Below are 18,436 nucleotides of genomic sequence, written 5' to 3'. Positions count from 1 at the left end.
CGGTCGGCCAGCTCCTGGGTGAGCAGGATGGCGGCTTTTTGGGCCAGCTCCTGGTCCATGTGCTTCACCGTCAGCTTTATCATGCGCGTGAAGGGCGGGTACTCGTGCTCGCGGCGCTGGGTTATCTCGTACTCGTAAAATTCGAGGTAGTCGTTGCGGATTACCTTGTCGAAAATAACCTGGGTAGGGTCGGCGGTCTGGATTAACACCTTGCCTTTCTTGCCCTTGCGCCCGGCCCGGCCGCTTACCTGCACAAACATCTGGTAGGCGCGCTCGTGGGCCCGGTAATCGGGGTAGTGGATAATAGCGTCGGCATTGACGATGCCCACCAGGCTCACGTTCTCGAAGTCGAGGCCTTTGGTCACCATCTGGGTGCCCACGAGCACGTTGGTTTTCTGCTGCTCAAAGTCGCCGATAATCTGCTGATAGGCGTTTTTGGCGCGGGTCGTGTCGAGGTCCATGCGCTGCACGTTGGCCTGGGGCAGCATGATTTTGAGGTCGTCCTCCAGCTTTTCGGTGCCAAAGCCCTGCGTGCGCAGCGCCCGCGAGCCGCAGGCCGGGCACTGCGTGGGCATGCCTTCGTGGTAGCCGCAGTAGTGGCAGCGCAGCTCGTGGGCGTGCTTGTGGTAGCTGAGGCTCACGGCGCAGCTCTGGCACTTCGGGATGTAGCCGCAGTCCTGGCAGGCCGTGACGGGCGCGTAGCCGCGCCGATTCTGAAACAAGATAACCTGCTCGTTCTGCGCGATTTTGCTTTCCATCGCGTTCAAGAGGTCGGCCGAGAAGTGGTTGTGCATCTTCTTGTCGGCCCGCAGCTTGCGCGTGTCAATGAGCTCAATCTCGGGCATCCCCGCCTCGCCAAAGCGCTTGGTGAGCGACACCAGCCCATAGCGCCCCTGCCGCGCCATGTAAAACGTTTCCACGGCCGGCGTAGCCGAGCCCAGCAAAACCTTGGCCCCTTGAAAGTTGCCTATCATCAGCGCCACTTCGCGGGCGTTGTAGCGCGGGGCGGGGTCGTATTGCTTGTAGGAGCTTTCGTGCTCCTCATCCACGATGATAAGCGACAGGTTATCAAACGGCAGGAATACCGCCGAGCGCACGCCCACCACTACCTGGAAGCGGCCCGAGAGCACGCCGTTCCAGACTTCGACGCGCTCGTTGTCGGAGAATTTAGAGTGATATACCCCTAGGCGCGAGCCAAATACGCGCATTAAGCGCGTTACAATCTGGGCCGTGAGGGCGATTTCGGGGAGTAGGTACAGCACCTGCCCGCCGCCATCCATCGCCTGCCGGATGAGGTCGATGTAAATCTCCGTTTTGCCCGAGCCCGTGACGCCGTGCAGCAGCACAATGTTTTTCTGGTTGAAGAGCGCCATCACCTCGTCGCGAGCCGTGGTCTGGGCTTCGCTGAGGGCGAAGGGCATCTGGGCCACCGGGTTTTCATCGAGCGGAAAGCGCGATACTATCTGGTCGAATTGCTCCAGGATACCGTTCTTTATCAGCGTATTCACGGCCGAGGGCGACAGGTGCGGCGAGCTGGTGAGGGCCGCCTTTTCGAGGCCCACGTGGTTGAGGTGCTCGTTGTGATGCACCGGCACGCGCTGCAAGTATTTCAGCAGCACATCGACCTGCTTGGGCTTGCTGGCCAGCGTATTGAAGAGCTCCTCCACGGCCGCCATCGTGACGTAGTGCTCGGCGAGGCGCACCTTTTTCACCACTTTGGGCGTGTATTTGTCGGCCATCTGCTCGAAGAGAAAGATAACGTCTTTCTGCATCAACGACTTGATAACCTTGTGAAAGGAAGCCACTTCCAGCAGGTCGCCCACTTCGGTAAAGGTCAGCGCCTTGCCGTCTTCGCTACTTAGTGCGTCCACGATGCGCTGCTCCTTGTCATCGAGCGGGTAGGGGCTGCCTTCGGCAATAAAGGCCGGGTGCAGCTGAATGCGCGACTCCGACGAGAGCTTGAGCGCCGAGGGCAGCGCCGCGTTTATGACCTCGCCCAGCGTGCAGAGGTAGTACTCAGCCATCCAGCGAAATAGCTTGAGCTGCGGCTGCGTTACGACCGGCGCGTCGTCGATAAATTCCAGGATGTACTTGGCCTGGTACTCCTTGGGCGGCGTTTCGTGCACGGCGGCCACGATGCAGCTCAGCGTGCGCTTGGCGCCGAACTGCACGATGACCCGGCCGCCTACTACCACGTTGTCGTTCAGCTCATACGGCACCCGGTAGGTGTAGAGCTTGGGCAGCGGCAGGGGCAAAATCACGTCCACGAACAGCGTCACGCGGTCGGGCGCGGGGGCTGGAAGCGGGGCAGGCTGGGCAAATTCGAACGTAAGCGACACGGGCAACAACTGGCGGCAGGCGAATAGTAAAGATAACCCCGGCCAGCCCGGATAGTGCCCGTGCGCCCGTAGAAGGTTGGTAGTACGTTGGTGCAGAGCGGTTTTGGCGGGCGGCCCCGCCGGGCACCCGCGCCGGTACCTTTGCCCGATGCAACCGCCCCTGCCCCTTGCCCTCATCGAAGACCAGCCGGCCATCCGGGAGGCGCTATCGGAGTACCTCTGCTCCCAGCCCGAGTTTGCCTGCGTGCTGGTGGCTGACTCGGTCGAGGACTTTCTGCACCGGCTGCCGCCGGGGCTAAGCGGGCCGGTGCTGGTGCTGAGCGACATTGGCCTGCCCGGCCGCTCGGGCATCGAGGGGCTGCCCCTCATCAAGGCAGTGCTGCCCAGAGCTCAGGTGCTGATGCTGAGCGTGTACGCCGACGCGGCGCGGGTGTTCGAGGCCATTTGCGCCGGTGCGGTGGGCTACCTGGTAAAGACCACGCCGCTGCCGCAGCTCAAGGAAAATTTGCTGGAGGTGGCGGCCGGCGGCTCGCCCATGAGCCCGCAGGTGGCGCGGCACGTCATTCAGGCGTTTCAGCGGCAGCCGCCGGTGGTGGTGGCCGCCGAGCCCACCCGCCGCCTCACGCCCCGCGAGCAGGAAATAGTGACGGCGCTGGAAGAGGGCCTGAGCTACAAGCTGGTGGCCGCGCGCTACGGCCTCAGCGTCGATACCGTGAAAAACCACATCCGGGCGGTGTATCGCAAGCTGGAAATCAACTCGAAAGGTGAGCTGCTGGCGCTGGCCCTCAAGCGGCGCGGCTAAGGAGTAGGCGGTGGGTAGAGGGTCGGGGCTAGCTAGCCATATAGCCCTTTTGTGTCATACCGCCGCGTAGCGCCAGCACCGTACTTTGTATGTACGTGAGGCGCGTTCATTCTTTTCTCACGAAGCATTCCATAATCTCTATTTTCTGGCCTCTTGCATTGGGGCCGGCGGCCTGAAGCCAGCGTAGCAGTGCCTGCGCTGGATTGGGCTATGCAAAGCAAACCTATCCGTCTTTCTGAGTTGAAAACACTCAAACGCCTGCCTCGGTCTATTGACCAGGGCAGGCGTTTGCGTGTGGGGCCAGTAGGGGCGGGACCAGCTACTTGCTGCGGCGCAATACGGTAGCTGCTGGAGCGCGGCCAAGGCATGCCCGTTCAGCTAAACTTTTTAGTGGTATTGTTGCGGCGAGTTATGTTCTGTCTGCCGCTGCCTGTTTTTTTGCGCCCGTTGCTATGGGGCTGCCTGCTGATGCTGGTGAGTGGCTGGACCGCGCGGGCGCAGGGGCCGCCCGTGCCGCTGGCGCGGCTGCGCGCGGTGCGCGACAGCCTCGGCCACCTGCTGGACCGTGACCAGCGGCCCGATACGCTGCGCGTGGTGCGCCTCAATACCCTGGCGTTTGTGTTGCGCACCAACGAGGCCGCGCAGTCGCTCGCCGCGGCGCGGCAGGCCCTGGCGCTGGCCCGGCGCCTGCACTTCGAGCGGGGGCTGCTGGAGGCGCAGTTTAACCTGGGGTACTACCACCGCTCGCACAACAACTACGACTCGGCCCTGCGCTACACGCGGCAGGCGCTGGCGCTGGGCACGCGCTTGGGCAACCGCTTCACGCTCACGCGCCTGCATTACAATCTGGCTCGCATTTATCTGGAGCAGGGTGACCTGGCCGCTGCCCTTGGCCCCAGCCTCGACGGGCTGGCGCTGGCCCGCACCATGCGCAGCCCGCGGGTGCTGCTGTTTCAGCTGGTGCTGGCTGCCCGCATCGAGCTGGCGCTGGGCGAGGCCGCCGCCGCCCGCGCCTACGTGGCCGAGGCCCGCCCCCTGGCTACGGCCGCGCACGACCTCATCTCGGTAGGGTACCTCTACAGCGTGCTGGCTGACCTGAGCCGCCAGCAGCGGCACTGGCGGCAGGCCCGCCGCTACTACCAGCAGGCCGAGGCCAGCTACGCCGTGGTGTACAATGCCGAAGGGCTGCTGCCCACACAGCTCAGCGTAGCCGAAATGACCGAGCGGCTGGGCGACTACCCGGCCGCCCGCACGGCTGCCACCAAGCTGCTGCGCCGCGCCCAGGCCACCGGCACCCCCGAGCAGGTGGCGCAGGCGGCCCTGCTGCTGGCCCGCGCCTGGCTGCCCACCCGCCCCGACAGCGCCCACCGCTACGCCGCGCTGAGCCTAGCCGCCGCCCGGCCCCGGCACCTGCGCCCCCTTGCCCGCGATGCGGCCCAGTTGCTGGCCCAGGCCAGCGACCAGCTGGGCCGCTCGCGCGCGGCTTACCAGTATCAGGTGCTGGCCAGCGTTTATGCCGATAGCCTGGGCGGCGAAGACACCCGCCGCCGCCTGGCCGCCGTACAGGCTCGCGCCACGCGCTCGCGCACCCAGGTGCAGCTAGAGCTGGCACAAGAGCAGGCCCGCCTCGCCGCCCAGGCCGAAGAGTTGACGCGCCTGCGCAGCCGCCAGCAACTGGCGGGCGCGGCCGGCGCGGCCACGTTACTACTGGTGCTGGCGGGCGGCAGCTTTTGGCAGTACCGGCGCCGCCAGCGTGCCCAGCAGGCGCAGGCCGCCGCCACCCTGCGCCAGCGCCTAGCCGCCGACCTGCACGACGATGTCGGCAACCTGCTTACCCAAGTGAGCTTGCAAAGCAGCGTGCTGCGCGAGCTGGTGCCCGCCGCGGCTCCCCTGCACGCCCGCCTCGATACGCTGGCCAGCACCGCCCGCCACGCCGTGCAGCAGATGAGCGACGTGGTATTGAACCTGCACGATGAGGTGCATACTCTGCCTCAACTGATAACGCGCTTGCGCGACCACGCTGCCCAGGCGCTACCTGCTGCCCTCGAGATAGCCTTCGCGGTACCCACCGCCCCGGCTGCCACGCCGCTGCCGGCCGAGGTGCTGCACCACCTGTATCTCATTTATAAAGAGGCCCTGCACAACGCTGTGAAGCACGCCCAGGCCACCCACCTCACCGTGACGCTAGCGGCTACCCCCGCCGCCCTCACCCTCACCGTGGCCGACAATGGCCGGGGCCCCGACGGCCCCCCGCGCCCCGGCGGCCACGGCCTGCGCAATATGCAGGCCCGCGCCCAGGCCGTGGGCGGCACGGTGCGCTACGAAACCGGCCCCACGGGCTTTGTGGTAGTAGCCGTGCTGCCACTGTAGGCTGCCCAGCTAGCCCGGTGCTGGTGCCAGCGCCAGTTGGGCGAGCGCCTCAGGTACCGAATGCACCGGCAGCTGGCAGGCCCGGTTGCGGCATACATAGATGGTCGTTTCGGTCGTGGCAGCGCGGCCTTCCAGCAGGGGCAAGCTACTGGTTTGCAGCGCGCCGGCCAGAATATCGTTGGGTAGAAAATGCTGGCTGAGCTCGCGCCGCAGCTGCTCGGCCTGCGGGCCACTGATGGCCACCTCGGCCCCTGGGCGCAGCAGCGCTACGTAGAGGCTGGCCCAATTGGCCAGGTGCTGCGGCTCTTTCACTACCAGGCTTCGCACCTGGCTTAGCATGGCAGTAGCTAGGGCCTGGTATTGTTCGTTTTCGAGGTGGCGGCCCAGGCGCAGCAGGTTGTGCGCCATCACCGAGTTGGAGGCCGGAATCACGTTGTCGAACAGCTCTTTTTTGCGGGCGATGAGCGGCTCGGCGCTGGCATCGGTATAGAAAAATTGCTGCTCGGCGGGGTCGAAGAAATTGCTAATTACGTACTCCATCAGTTTTTCGGCCTCGCGCAGCCAACTTTCGGTGAAAGTGGCTTCGTAGAGGCTGATGTAGGCTTCGATGACTAGCGCGTAATCTTCCAGAAAGCCGCTGATGGTGGCGCGGCCGTTTTTCCAGGTGCGATAGAGGCGTGGCCCGTCGCGTAAGTTTTGCTTTAAAAATTTGGCGTTGCGGAGCGCCAACTCCAAAAGCTCGGCTTCGCCGAAGGCGCGGTAGGCGGCTACCAGACCGCTCAGCATGAGAGCGTTCCAGCCGGTTAGTACTTTGTCGTCGAGCGCCGGGCGCACGCGGTGGGCGCGGGCGGCCAGCAGCTTTTTTTGCCAGCCGTGCACCAACTGGGCCAGCACGGGTGGGTCGAGGTCGTGCGCGCTGGCAAAGTCAACGTCGGACAGGCGGCGGTGCAGGATATTGGTACCGTGCTCCCAGTTGCCCACGCCGGTGCAGTGGTAGTAGGCCGCCGCCAGCGGCTCCTCGTCGCCCAGCACCTGTTGCAATTCCTCGCGTGTCCAGACGTAGAATTTGCCTTCCACGCCCTCGCTGTCCGCATCAAGCGACGAATAGAAGCCGCCCTCGGGGTTGGTGAGCTCGCGGCGCACCCAAGCCACGGTTTGCAGCACTACTTCGCGGTACAGCGGGTCACGCGTTACTTGGTACGCCTCGCTGTAGAGGCTGAGCAGCTGGCCGTTGTCGTACAGCATTTTTTCGAAATGCGGCACCAGCCACTCGGCATCGACCGAGTAGCGCGCCCAGCCGCCGCCCACTTGGTCGTAGAGGCCGCCCCAGGCCATTTCGCGCAGCGTGAGGGTGAGTTGGTTTAGGAGAGCCGGGCTATCGGAGACGTGGTAGGCACGCAGCAAAAATCGCCAGATGCCGGGCATCGGAAATTTGGGGGCGTGGCTGGTGCCCCCACGCTCGCGGTCAAAGCGCTGCATCAGGTTGTAAGCCAGCAGCCGGAATTCATCGTCGCTCACGTCGGCGGCCGGCGCGCTATCGGCCGCGCTGTGCTTGGCCAGCGCGCTGCCTTGCAGCGCCTGGGTGAAGCGCTCGGCCGAGTTTTCCAGCTCGGCGCGGTGCTCGCCAGCGTAGGCTTGGGCGATGTTTTCGAGCAGCTTGACCCAGTTGCCGGGCGCGAAATAGGTGCCGCCATAAAAAGGCTTGGCCTTGGGCGTCAGCATCACGTTGAGCGGCCAGCCGCCCCGAATGCCCATTGCCTGCACGGCGTCTAGATAAATCTGGTCGATGTCGGGCCGCTCCTCGCGGTCAACTTTGATGCAAACGAAATACTCGTTCATCACCCGCGCTACCTGCTCATTCTCAAACGACTCGCGCTCCATCACGTGGCACCAGTGGCAGGCCGCGTAGCCAATACTCACGATGATGGGCTTCTGCTCGGCCTGGGCCCGAGCCAGGGCCTCGGGGCCCCAGGGGTACCAGTCCACGGGGTTGTGGGCGTGTTGCAGCAGGTAGGGGCTGGTTTCGCGGGCCAGGCGGTTGGCCGGCGGGGTAGGGGAGAAGGCAGACATAAGTGAGAGCGCGCTGGGTAAAACAAAACCCAGCCGGTTGGGGCTGGGTTTTGAGAAAGGCTACGCGGCCGGGGCGTCGGGCGCATCCGGGGCGGCTTTTTTGCCCGGCGGGCGGCCCCGGCGGGCAGTAGTGGTAGCAGTCGTTTTTTTAGCCGCGGCGGGCTTGGCGGCTGGTTTCTTCGCGGCGGTTGGCTTGGCTGCTTTGGCTTTGGCCGGGCGGGCGGCCGGCTTTTTAGCTTTAGCCGCTGCTTTGGCTGGCGCTGCTTCCGTTGGTACAGGGGCTGCTTCTGTGGTTGCTGGCTCTGCTGTGGCTGCCGGAGCTACAGCTTCAACTGGCACGACCTCCGAAGCTACAGGCGTGGCGGCGTCGGATGAGGCAACTGCTGCGGGAGCTGGCGCGCTAGCGTCGGGCGCAACGGTCGTTGTCGGTGCGGTATCAGTCGGAGGCGGATTGGTAGTAGCCGCTTTGGGGCGGCCCCGCTTGGGCTGGGTCGTGGCTACCGAGGCCTTGGGCTTGGTAGCGTACAGGCCCAGCACGGTAGCAGCCAAATCGGGCTCGGCCGCAGGCTCTGGAGAGCTGGCCAGGTTGTTTGCCGGGCGTTCCAGTAGCACTTCCGGGATGATGGGCGACGAAATAATCGGGGCCGCTCCCAGCGTAGGCGTGCCAGTTTCTTCCGGGGCCGGGGTGGGCGTGCGGTATAGGCTACCGCGCTGCCCGCGCTTCACCAGGCCCGACTTGGTTATCACCTTCGACTTTTTAGGCGTGGGCCCGGTGCCACGCCGCCGCACCGTAGCGGGCTGCTCCGTAGCTGCTGGCTCAGCATCTGCTGGCGGCTCGGTCGCATCAATTTCGGGCTGGTCGGCGGCTACTTCAAAATCAGTAGTTTCTGGGCTTGCAGTATCCGCTGCTGGCAACTCGGCCAGGGAGAATGGCTCCGAGAAAACGGCGTCGGGAATCGACGCATCTACCGATTCGGTAGCTGTTTCCAGTTCGTCGGTGTCGTCCTCGCCTTCCGGGGCCGCTACGCTGCCCTGCTCACCCGCCAGGCGGGCGGCGTTTTTACGGGCCGTGCGCTTGGCACCGCCGCGCGAGCGCCGCTTTTTCTTTTTGGCCGGGTAGGCCTCAGTTCCCTCTAGGGTGGGTAGCAAAAGCTCCGCCTCGGGGCTAACGAGTAGCGCCTCCGCCGAGGCGACTACCGATTCTTCGGCTACTTCTTCGGTCGGTAGCACCAACTCCTCCGCAGCTGGCAGCGCGGTAGGGACAGGGCGGTTATCGCGTCGGTCGCGGTTATTGCGGTCGCTGCGGCGGTTGTCGCGGCCATCGCGGCGGGTAGTACGGTCGTTGCGGCGGTCGGGCTGCTCGCTGGTTCCGGTGGCGGCCATCGTAGGCGTGCCATCGCCGATATCAATGCGCTCCTCGCCATCGTCTTCCAGCTCTTCAACTACTCGCGCCGGGCGGGGCGGAGGCAAAGCCGCGAGCTGGCGTTGCACGTCGCGCAGCTCTTGGCGCACGTCCACCCCTTGACTGGTGAGGCGCTCCAACCGCTCGTGGGTCTGGTCGAGGAAGGTGCGGTGCTCGGGCGCGCCGATGTGCAGCGGCCGGTGGCCCAGCGATTGCCGCACGGCCGCCCACTCCTTGCGGAAGCGCCCAAAATCAGTGTCGAAGTAGGCCCGCGCAAACCGCTCCCAGATGTAATCCTCGGCTACTTCTGACGGGTGCAGCATATCGGCCGCGTAGAAGCGGTAGTCGCGCAGGTCGTCGGTCAGCAGCTCGTAGGCCGGGAAATAGCTGACGTTGGGCAGCAACTCGCTCAAATAGTGGCAGGCCACGCGCAGCACCGACTTGCTCACCGCATTTAGCGGCAGCGTGTCTTTAATGTGCCGCACGGGGCTCACCGTGAGTACGATGCGAATATTGGGATTAAGCCGCCGTAGCAGGGCATGAACCTCCGCCAAGCCATTTACTATCTCGTCGGCGGTGAGTAGCTCTTTTTCAAAGAGGCCAGCGGGCAGCTTGTGCAGGTTGCTCACTAGCTCACCAGTCTCGCGCAGGCGGTAGGCCCAGGCGGTGCCCAGAGTTAGCACCACCGCGTCGGCCGTGCGGATAAACTCGCCGACCTGCCGCACCTTTTCCTGGATGGTTTGCAGCAGCTCAACCGGCGACTCGGCCCCGACAGTGCTGTGGAAGTCGTAGCTCTGCCAGCGGCCGCGGGCTTCTACTACGTGCTGCTGCCAGTCCTGCTCTTCACCCGCCGCCGCGCGCAGCAGCTGCGCCAGCGCCAGCGGCTGAAACACCGTGCCAAAAGGATTGACCAGCGCGTTTACCTTGTTGAGGCGCAGCCGCTCGCCGATGCTGTCGGCAAAACACGAGCCCACCGTCAGCACCCGCGCCGTGCGCGGTAGTAGCCGCTCCTGCGGCGCAATAGTTAATTCAGTCCGAAACATGAGCTACAAAGGTAGGCGTTAGGTGGCTGTTAGCTTGTAGCGGCTGGCTGTTGGCTTTTTGCTCCTATTAAGTGCTTGCTAAACAAAGAAAAAGCCCTGATGAAACGACCTTGCCAATAGCAGGGCCACTCATCAGGGCTTTCTTATGGAGAAGAGCTAGCAGCCAACGGCTAATAGCTAACAGCTCAAAAACTAAGCAGCTACCACGCGGAAATTAACCGCGTGCTTCACTTCCTTGTGCAGGTTCAGGGTAGCGGTGTAGTCGCCAGCGGTGCCGGGCTCCTGGTCGAAGCTCAGGCGCTTGCGGTCTACGTCGATGCCTTTGGCTTTCAGGGCGTCGGCCAGTTGCAGGGTCGTTACGCGGCCGAAAATTTTGCCGGTTTCGCCTACCTTGGCGGGCAGCTCGAATACCTGGTCGCCGATTTGGTCAGCTACTGCCTGGGCATCAGCTTTCACTTTCTCAGCTTTGTGAGCAGCTTGGCGCACGTTTTCGGCTACGATTTTCTTCGCCGATTTGTCGGCCAGCATGGCCAGGCCCTGGGGCAACAGGTAGTTGCGGCCGTAGCCCGACTTCACCGTTACGAGGTCGTTCTTGTAGCCCAGACCCTTAACGTCGTCTTTCAGAATGATTTCCATCTCTATAAAGCTTATTTCAGGGCGTCAGTTACGTAGGGCATCAGGGCCAAGTGGCGGGCTTTCGCCACGGCCTGGGCCACTTTGCGCTGGAATTTCAGGCTGGTGCCGGTGATGCGGCGGGGCAGCAAGCGGCCCTGCTCGTTCACAAACTTCAGCAGGAAGTTCGGGTCTTTGTAGTCCACGTACTTGATGCCGTTTTTCTTAAAGCGGCAGTACTTGTTGCGCGTGTCAACGGGCTTGTTGCCGTTGTCGCGGTTGTTGCGGTTGTTTTGCGTAGCCATCGTATTGCTTGCTTAGAGGGTTACTGAGCGGCAGCTTCGGCCGGCTGGGGCTTGGGCTGGTTCATCTCACCATTGCGGCGGCGCTCGTTGTAGGTCACCGAGTGCTTGTCGAGCACCGTGGTCAGAAAGCGGATAACGCGCTCGTCGCGGCGGAAAGCCAGCTCGAGTACGTCTACGATGTTGCCTTCGCCGCTGTGGTTGTAGGTCAGCGTGAAGTAGTAACCAGTGGATTTCTTTTGAATCGGGTAAGCCAGCTTGCGCAAGCCCCAGGCTTCAGTAGAAATGAGGTCGGCGCCATTTTCCTTAAGCACCTGCGAGAACTTCTCGACCGTCTCTTGCACCTGGCCCTCGTTCAGCACGGGGGTGAGGATGAAGACCGTCTCGTAATTTCTTACGTCCATTGACGGGGTTGATTTTATGAATGAAAAAATGAATTGGGGTGCAAAGGTACTGATTTAGCGGTAGATTACCAAGCACCGCCTAAAATAGCCAGTGGTAACTACTTTGCTTCACCTGCACTTGCGCAATGTGGTATAGCATTATAGTAAGCCCTTTTAGGTTGATGAAAAAGGCATGTTCTAAAAGTAAGCTCGTGCATTGGCGATGCCCCTATTGACCAATACCTTTAGTATAAATCTGGAAGCGCTGCTTAAAAATAAGGCCGGCTTTAACTTATTTAGGGCTTTTCTAAATAAGCCGACCATGCCCTGAAATGCCCCTTCCACCTTTGCCGCCCGCGATTCCTAGCCTACATTTGTGCCCCGGAACGGGTCCGCTCGTCCTCCGTTTTACTGGTTCGTTTGAAGATGAATAGCTTTCTATCACGCACTAAATATTGGGTGCTAGCACTATTTCTGACGTTGGCGGGCACCGCTGACGCGCAGAATGCCACCTCACAAGCTACGCCGAGCCAACAAGGCGTAACCGCTCCCGATGCCACTGCCGGCGCTGCGCCCGCCACTGGTGGCGGCGATGCGGCGGCCATTCAGGCTGGCGATGCCCTGTTCAAAGCCAACTGTGCCCAGTGCCACGCTGTCAACGAAAAGGTAGTTGGTCCGGCGCTGGCGGGGATTACCAAGCGTCGCAACATTAGCTGGCTAATTCCGTGGGTCAAAAACTCTGCCAAAGTAATTGCCAGTGGCGATGAGTACGCGGTAAAGTTGTTCAACGAGTACGGCAAGCAGCAGATGCCTTCGTTCGGCCTGTCGGACAAGGAGATTACCAGCATCATGGCCTGGGTTGGTTCGCAGGAAAGCGCAGGCCCAACTGCAGGAAAACAACCTGCTGTTGATGGCAAAGAACCTGCTGGTGGAAGCGGTGATGCTGCTGAAGCAGGTGCTGGCAAATACGTAGACGTGCTCCTCATCGTCCTCGTGGTAGTGCTGATTGTGCTGGTAGTTACGCTGGCCATCATCGCCAACCTGATGAAGGACGTGCTGGGTGGTCGCAAAGACCTCGACGGCCGCGATATTGAAGTATTGAACCAACGCTTCGACTGGACCAGCCTGTACCGCTCGTCGGCCCTGCGTGGCATCGTAGGGGTAGTGGTGGCGCTGGCCCTGCTATACGCCGGGGTGCAAAGCGTAATGGCCGTGGGCCTGACCCAGGGCTACCAGCCCACGCAGCCCATCGCCTTCTCGCACAAGCTGCACGCCGGCGAAAATCAAATCAACTGCGCCTACTGCCACACCTCGGTGTACAAAGGCAAATCGGCTAACATTCCGTCGCCGAACATCTGTATGAACTGCCACTCGCAGATTAAGACGGAATCACCGGAAATCAAGAAAATCTACCGGGCCATCGAGCGCAAGCAGCCCATTCAGTGGGTGCGCGTGCATAACCTGCCCGACCTGGCTTACTTCAACCACTCGCAGCACACGCAGGTAGGTGGCATTCAGTGCCAGACCTGCCACGGCCCCATCCAGAACATGGAAGTGGTGTACCAGTACTCGGCCCTCACCATGGGCTGGTGCATCAATTGCCACCGCGAGACGCCGCTCAACACGAAGGGCAACGCCTACTACGACAACCTCGTGAAGCTGCACGACAAAGCCAATAACGCGGTGCCCTTCACGGTATCGTCGAACGGCGGAACCGAGTGCTCGAAGTGCCACTACTAGGTAAGTAAAAGAAGTAGAGGTTCGATAAGCCACCTCGGTTTTCGGGCCTCTACTATTGCTTGCCCCCTGCCTGAAATATTTTTAGCCTATCTTATATTACTTCTGGGTGCGGGTTACTTGGCGTAAGAAGCCAGGTCTGCGCCTCTAAGTCCCCCAAAAATGAAATACTGGAAGGGAATTGAAGAACTGGATAATTCGCCGGAGTTTGCCAAAAACGCTTTCGCCGAGTTCCCCGACTTTCTGCCGGTGAAGGAAGGCCGTAGCGGCGAAGCCGACGACGCTACCGTAGCCCCGCGCCGCGACTTTCTGAAGCTCATGGGCTTTAGCGTAGCTGCGGCTACCCTGGCGTCGTGCGAAGCTCCGGTGCGCAAAGCAATTCCTTATCTCAACAAGCCGGAGGAAGTCGACCCGACTATCTCCAACTTCTACGCTTCTACCTACTTCACGGGCTCGGACTACAACGCCGTGCTGGTAAAGAACCGCGACGGTCGTCCGATTAAGCTGGAAGGCAACCCCGAGTCGCCCATTACGCGCGGCGGCTTGTCGGCCCGCGCCCAGGCGGCCGTGCTGAGCCTTTACGATGGTGCGCGCTTGCAGCACTTCATGGCGAAGGGCAAAGAAGCTGATTTTGACAAGGTTGATAACGCCGTGCGCGCTGCGTTGGCGGCCAACACCGGCAAAATCGCCATCGTTTCACCGACAATCATCAGCCCCGGCACTAAGCGCGCTATCGCCGCTTTCGCGGGCCGCTACCGCAACGTCGAGCACATCATGTACGATGTGAACTCGGCTTCGGGCCTGCTGCAAGCCAATGGTGGCAAGCTGCCGGCTTACGACTTTGGCCGTGCCAACGTTATCGTGAGCCTCGGGGCCGACTTCCTGGGTACCTGGATTTCGCCGGTGGAGTACTCGCGTCAGTACATCACCAACCGCAAGGTGAGTAGCGACAAGCGCACCATGTCGCGCCACTTCCAGTTTGAGACGGCTCTCTCGCTCACCGGCTCCAACGCCGATGTGCGCGTGCCGCTGAAGCCTTCGCAAATGGGCTTGGCCGCGCTGTACCTGCACAACGCCATTGCTGGCGGTGGTGCCGCTCCGTCGCTGCCCGCAAACAAGAACGCCAAGCAGGACCTCAAAACGCAGCTTGACATCGCGGTAAAAGAGCTTCAAGCTAACCGGGGCAACTCGCTGGTGGTATCAGGCTCGAACGACCCCGCCGTACAAGCGCTGGTAGCTGCTATTAACCAGAGCCTCGGCAACGTAGGCACCACGCTCGACCTGACCAACCCGTCTTATGTGCGGCAGGGCGACGACGCCCGCATGGCGCAGTTTGTGAGCGACCTGAACAGCGGTGCCGTAAGCGCGGTGTTCTTCTACAACGCTAACCCGGTTTATAACCATCCCAAAGGCGAGCAAATCAAAGCGGGTATCGCCAAGGCTGCGCTTAGCGTATCGCTTAACGACCGCCTCGACGAAACCGGTTCGCTTTGCCAGTATCAGGCTCCCGACAGCCACTGGCTGGAGTCGTGGAACGACTACGAGCCCAAGCGCGGCTCGCTGAGCCTGGGACAGCCGGCCATCACGCCGCTCTTCAAAACCCGTCAGGGCCAGGAAAGCTTCCTGCGTTGGGCCGGCTCCAATGAGAATTACTACAACTTTATGCGTGCCGGCTGGCAAAACGTGCTGGGTAGCGGTGGTTTCGCTGCTGCTTGGGACAAGGCTGTGCATGATGGGGTAGCTACTGGCACCGCATTGGCTCCGGCTCCCGCCTTCTCGGCCCCCGCTATTGGGGTAGCTGAGGCAGCTAGCCGCCTGCGCAACGCGCCGGCCGCTCCCGCTGGCTCGGTAGAAGCTGTGCTGTACGAGAAAGTAGGTATTGGCGAAGGTGGCGTAGAGGCTAACAACCCCTTCTTGCAGGAATTACCCGACCCGGTTTCGAAAGCTACCTGGGGTAACTACGTGGCTGTTCCCCGTAGCATGGCAGTAGCTAATAAGTGGGAGCAGAACGATGTGGTAAGCGTAAGTGCCCCCGGCCTTGCTAAGCCGCTCGACCTGCCTGTGCTGATTCAGCCCGGCCAAGCCGAAGGCACGGTAGCCATCGCGCTCGGCTACGGCCGCCTGATGGCTGGTAACGTAGGTAACAAAGTAGGTGAGAACGCCTATCCGCTGGCGCAAACCGGTCGCGATGGCGTGGTGTACGTTACCAACGTTACCCTAAAGGCCACGGGTGCCAACAGCCCCATCGCGCAGACGCAGACGCACCACACCATCATGGACCGCCGTGAGGTAGTGCAGGAAGCAAGCCTGGCCCAGTACCGCGAAAACCCCAAGGAGGTAACGGAGTACGAAAAGATTGCTACGCCCGAAGGCCTCGAAAAACCCAGCCGCGTATCACTCTGGCAGGACTATCAGTACAACGACCACCACTGGGGCATGGCCATCGACCTCAACTCGTGCATCGGCTGCGGCTCGTGCGTGATTGGGTGCCAGACGGAAAACAACATTGCCGTAGTAGGTAAGCAGCAGGTTATCAACCGCCGCGAAATGCACTGGATGCGTATCGACCGCTACTACAGCTCGGATGCGCACGAAGAAGGTGGCTTCGAAAAGGATGGCAAGCTGGCTACCTACGCCAAAATGGAAGACCCTTCGGACAACCCACAGGTAGTGTTCCAGCCTATGCTGTGCCAGCATTGCAACCACGCTCCCTGCGAAACAGTGTGCCCGGTACTGGCTACCACGCACAGCTCGGAAGGTCTGAACCAGATGACCTACAACCGTTGCGTAGGTACGCGCTACTGCGCCAATAACTGCCCGTATAAAGTGCGCCGCTTCAACTGGTTCTCGTACTACTCGAACGAGAAATTCCAGGACGTAAACGGCCACATGTTCACCGACCTAGGCCGTATGGTGCTGAACCCCGACGTAACGGTGCGAGCCCGCGGTGTGATGGAAAAATGCTCGTTCTGCGTACAGCGTATTCAACTGGGCAAGCTGGAGGCCAAAAAGCAGAAGCGCCGTCCGAAAGACGGCGAAGTAGTCGCTGCTTGCGCGCAGTCGTGCCCCACAGAGGCCATCCTGTTTGGTGACATGCGTGACCCGAGCAGCCGTATCAGCCAACTGCTGAAGCGGGAGGATGGTGAGCGTGCCTTCCACGTGCTGGATTCCATCAACGCGCAGCCCAACATTACTTACCTGACTAAAATCCGTAACTCAACTTCGGAGTTCTACCCCGAACCCGAAGTAAAAGGGAAAAAGGAAAACGCCTAGGTCAAGCTGTTCGGTAAATAAAAGTTTAGTTTCTAATATTCATTTCTATGCAGCACATATCACCAGTACGCGAGCCACTCGTAACGAGTGGTAAGACGTACCACGACGTCACGCAGGATATCTGCTACCAAGTAGAAGCTGCCCCCAATGTGCGGTGGATGGGTGCCCTGTCGGTAGCCTTGGTTCTGCTCGGGGTTTTCTTTTACTCTGTATACCGCACCTTATGGTACGGCATCGGCGAGTGGGGCCTCAACAAAACCATCGGCTGGGCCTGGGACATTACCAACTTCGTATGGTGGGTAGGTATCGGCCACGCAGGTACGCTGATTTCGGCGGTACTGCTGCTGTTCCGTCAGAAGTGGCGGACTTCCATCAACCGTGCGGCAGAGGCAATGACCATCTTCGCCGTAATCTGCGCGGCGATGTTCCCGGTACTGCACATGGGGCGTCCCTGGTTGGCGTTCTACGTGTTCCCGCTGCAAAACACGCTGGGTTCGTTGTGGGCTAACTTCAACTCGCCGCTGCTGTGGGACGTGTTCGCCATCTCGACTTACTTCACGGTATCGCTAGTTTTCTGGTACACGGGCCTGGTACCCGACTTCGCCACCATCCGTGACCGCGCTAAGGGCAAGATTGCCAAAGTGAGCTACTCGCTGCTGAGCATGGGCTGGAAAGGCTCGGCCAAGCACTGGTCGCGCTACGAAACGGTATCGCTGATTCTGGCCGGCGTTTCGACGCCCTTGGTACTCTCGGTACACACCATCGTATCGATGGACTTTGCAACTTCGGTGGTACCGGGATGGCACACGACCATCTTCCCGCCCTATTTCGTAGCGGGCGCTATCTTCTCGGGCTTCGCAATGGTATTGACGCTGATGCTCATTACCCGCATCGTGTTCCGCCTTGAAGACTACATTACGCTGGAACACATCGCACTGATGAATAAAATCATGATGGTAACGGGCTCTATCGTGGGTGTCGCTTACATCACGGAGTTCTTCATTGCTTGGTACTCGCAAGTTGAATATGAGCAGTACTGCTTTATCAATCGTGCTACCGGCCCCTACTGGTGGGCTTATGCTAGCATGATGACCTGCAACGTGATTTCGCCTCAAATGGTGTGGTTCCGCCGCATTCGCTACAGCATCACGATGACCTTCATCTTGTCTATCATTGTGAACATTGGGATGTGGTTCGAGCGCTTCGTAATTATTGTGTCGTCGCTGCACCGCGATTACCTGCCTTCGTCGTGGGCGATGTTCTCGCCGACTATCATCGACGTTGGCGTGTACGTAGGTACTATTGGCCTGTTCTTCACGCTGTTCCTGCTGTTCGCCAAGTTCTTCCCGGTTATTAACATGGCCGAAGTGAAGTCCGTCCTGAAATACGGCGTAGACAACGGCCCGACTTACGGCGGTCCTAACAATGGTTCGCAGTCGGCTCGCCGCCACGCTTCGCCTAATCCCTACTCTACGCCCGGCGTTCCGGCTTCGGCACCTGTTAATTACGACAAGCAAAATGACTAGTCCTGCTATCACTGCTGCTCCGGTCGCTGCCGCTCCAGCCACCCATAGCTCTACCAAGCGCTTTGCGCTGGGCATTTTTGAAGACGAAGACGTTCTGTTGCACGCTATCGATAACGTGCGTGCGGCCGGGGTTAAGATTTACGAAGTTTTCTCGCCCTACCCGGTTCACGGTATCGACGACGCACTAGGCATTGAGCGCTCGCGCCTGCCGATTGCCGCCTTCTTCTATGGCCTGTGCGGCTTGTCGTTCGCACTGTGGATGCAGATTTATATGCTGGGCTTCGACTGGCCGATGATTATCGGCGGTAAGCCTAACATCGCGCTACCGGCCTTCATTCCGGTAAGCTTCGAGTTGACGGTATTCTTTACCTGCCACGGCATGGTAATCACCTTCTACACGATTTCTAAGCTGTACCCGCGCTTCAAAACGCCAGTGCTAGACGTTCGCTCCACCGACGACAAGTTCGTGATGGCGATTGAACTGGACGCCAATAGCTCGCAACTGCCACAATTGACCCAATTGCTCCGTGAAAACGGCGCCAGCGAAGTCAATCAAAAGGAAATGACTAACTTCTAA

At 60.8% G+C, this 18,436-nt stretch carries 12 protein-coding genes; 6 read left to right on the top strand and 6 right to left on the bottom strand.

Annotation, left to right across the window (positions count from 1 at the left end):
• The coding region (gene priA, locus VFO93_RS05005; RefSeq protein ID WP_325133232.1) for a replication restart helicase PriA at positions 1 to 2,339 on the bottom strand (2,339 nt) is incomplete at its 3' end.
• 148 nt (positions 2,340 to 2,487) lie between these two features.
• On the opposite strand from priA, the gene VFO93_RS05000 reads away from it, so the two are divergent.
• Together VFO93_RS05000 and VFO93_RS04995 are read left to right on the top strand one after the other, a co-directional pair.
• The gene (locus VFO93_RS05000) at positions 2,488 to 3,141 is read left to right on the top strand and encodes a response regulator transcription factor (RefSeq protein WP_325133231.1); all 654 of its coding nucleotides are present in this window, start codon (positions 2,488 to 2,490) and stop codon (positions 3,139 to 3,141) included.
• A 438-nt stretch (positions 3,142 to 3,579) separates the two neighbouring features.
• Entirely contained in the window at positions 3,580 to 5,511 is a 1,932-nt protein-coding gene (locus VFO93_RS04995; protein ID WP_325133230.1) for an ATP-binding protein, read from the top strand.
• A 9-nt stretch (positions 5,512 to 5,520) separates the two neighbouring features.
• On the opposite strand, the gene VFO93_RS04990 is transcribed toward VFO93_RS04995, so the two are convergent.
• The 5 genes from VFO93_RS04990 to rpsF all read right to left on the bottom strand — a co-directional run bounded on the left by VFO93_RS04990 (position 5,521) and on the right by rpsF (position 11,344).
• On the bottom strand, positions 5,521 to 7,581 hold the full coding sequence (locus VFO93_RS04990) for a thioredoxin domain-containing protein (protein ID WP_325133229.1): 2,061 nt from the start codon (positions 7,579 to 7,581) through the stop codon (positions 5,521 to 5,523).
• Positions 7,582 to 7,641: 60 nt separating this feature from the next.
• Entirely contained in the window at positions 7,642 to 10,026 is a 2,385-nt protein-coding gene (locus tag VFO93_RS04985; protein ID WP_325133228.1) for a GSCFA domain-containing protein, read from the bottom strand.
• Positions 10,027 to 10,218: 192 nt separating this feature from the next.
• Positions 10,219 to 10,662: a 50S ribosomal protein L9 gene (gene rplI / locus VFO93_RS04980; protein WP_325133227.1), complete on the bottom strand. Its 444-nt coding sequence runs from the start codon at positions 10,660 to 10,662 to the stop codon at positions 10,219 to 10,221.
• An 11-nt stretch (positions 10,663 to 10,673) separates the two neighbouring features.
• Positions 10,674 to 10,943: a 30S ribosomal protein S18 gene (gene rpsR, locus VFO93_RS04975; RefSeq protein WP_325133226.1), complete on the bottom strand. Its 270-nt coding sequence runs from the start codon at positions 10,941 to 10,943 to the stop codon at positions 10,674 to 10,676.
• A gap of 20 nt (positions 10,944 to 10,963) precedes the next feature.
• Positions 10,964 to 11,344, bottom strand: a complete 381-nt coding sequence (rpsF, locus tag VFO93_RS04970; protein WP_325133225.1) for a 30S ribosomal protein S6 — start codon at positions 11,342 to 11,344, stop codon at positions 10,964 to 10,966.
• A 459-nt stretch (positions 11,345 to 11,803) separates the two neighbouring features.
• Here rpsF and VFO93_RS04965 point away from each other — a divergent pair, with 459 nt between their 5' ends.
• From VFO93_RS04965 to VFO93_RS04950, 4 genes are all read left to right on the top strand, one after another.
• Positions 11,804 to 13,063 (top strand): cytochrome c3 family protein, encoded by a 1,260-nt coding sequence (locus VFO93_RS04965; protein WP_325133224.1) that lies wholly within the window; start codon positions 11,804 to 11,806, stop codon positions 13,061 to 13,063.
• A gap of 159 nt (positions 13,064 to 13,222) precedes the next feature.
• Entirely contained in the window at positions 13,223 to 16,333 is a 3,111-nt protein-coding gene (locus tag VFO93_RS04960) for a TAT-variant-translocated molybdopterin oxidoreductase (RefSeq protein WP_325133223.1), read from the top strand.
• A gap of 47 nt (positions 16,334 to 16,380) precedes the next feature.
• The gene (gene nrfD / locus VFO93_RS04955) at positions 16,381 to 17,859 is read left to right on the top strand and encodes an NrfD/PsrC family molybdoenzyme membrane anchor subunit (RefSeq protein ID WP_325133222.1); all 1,479 of its coding nucleotides are present in this window, start codon (positions 16,381 to 16,383) and stop codon (positions 17,857 to 17,859) included.
• Positions 17,852 to 18,436, top strand: coding sequence for a DUF3341 domain-containing protein (locus tag VFO93_RS04950; RefSeq protein ID WP_325133221.1), 585 nt, complete (start codon positions 17,852 to 17,854; stop codon positions 18,434 to 18,436). Before nrfD ends, VFO93_RS04950 begins: the two co-directional genes overlap by 8 nt.

It is taken from the genome of Hymenobacter sp., from assembly GCF_035709525.1.
Taxonomy (GTDB): domain Bacteria; phylum Bacteroidota; class Bacteroidia; order Cytophagales; family Hymenobacteraceae; genus Hymenobacter.
The sequence above is the reverse complement of the archived record's forward strand: the minus strand, read 5'-3'. Positions and strand labels throughout refer to the sequence as shown.

Bases quoted from the DNA above. Each gene is read 5' to 3' on its own strand.
- rpsF (WP_325133225.1), bottom strand. From the start codon at position 11,344: ATGGACGTAAGAAATTACGAGACGGTCTTCATCCTCACCCCCGTGCTG.
- VFO93_RS04985 (WP_325133228.1), bottom strand. From the start codon at position 10,026: ATGTTTCGGACTGAATTAACTATTGCGCCGCAGGAGCGGCTACTACCG.
- rpsR (WP_325133226.1), bottom strand. From the start codon at position 10,943: ATGGCTACGCAAAACAACCGCAACAACCGCGACAACGGCAACAAGCCC.
- VFO93_RS04950 (WP_325133221.1), top strand. From the start codon at position 17,852: ATGACTAGTCCTGCTATCACTGCTGCTCCGGTCGCTGCCGCTCCAGCC.
- rplI (WP_325133227.1), bottom strand. From the start codon at position 10,662: ATGGAAATCATTCTGAAAGACGACGTTAAGGGTCTGGGCTACAAGAAC.
- VFO93_RS04960 (WP_325133223.1), top strand. From the start codon at position 13,223: ATGAAATACTGGAAGGGAATTGAAGAACTGGATAATTCGCCGGAGTTT.
- VFO93_RS05000 (WP_325133231.1), top strand. From the start codon at position 2,488: ATGCAACCGCCCCTGCCCCTTGCCCTCATCGAAGACCAGCCGGCCATC.
- nrfD (WP_325133222.1), top strand. From the start codon at position 16,381: ATGCAGCACATATCACCAGTACGCGAGCCACTCGTAACGAGTGGTAAG.
- VFO93_RS04990 (WP_325133229.1), bottom strand. From the start codon at position 7,581: ATGTCTGCCTTCTCCCCTACCCCGCCGGCCAACCGCCTGGCCCGCGAA.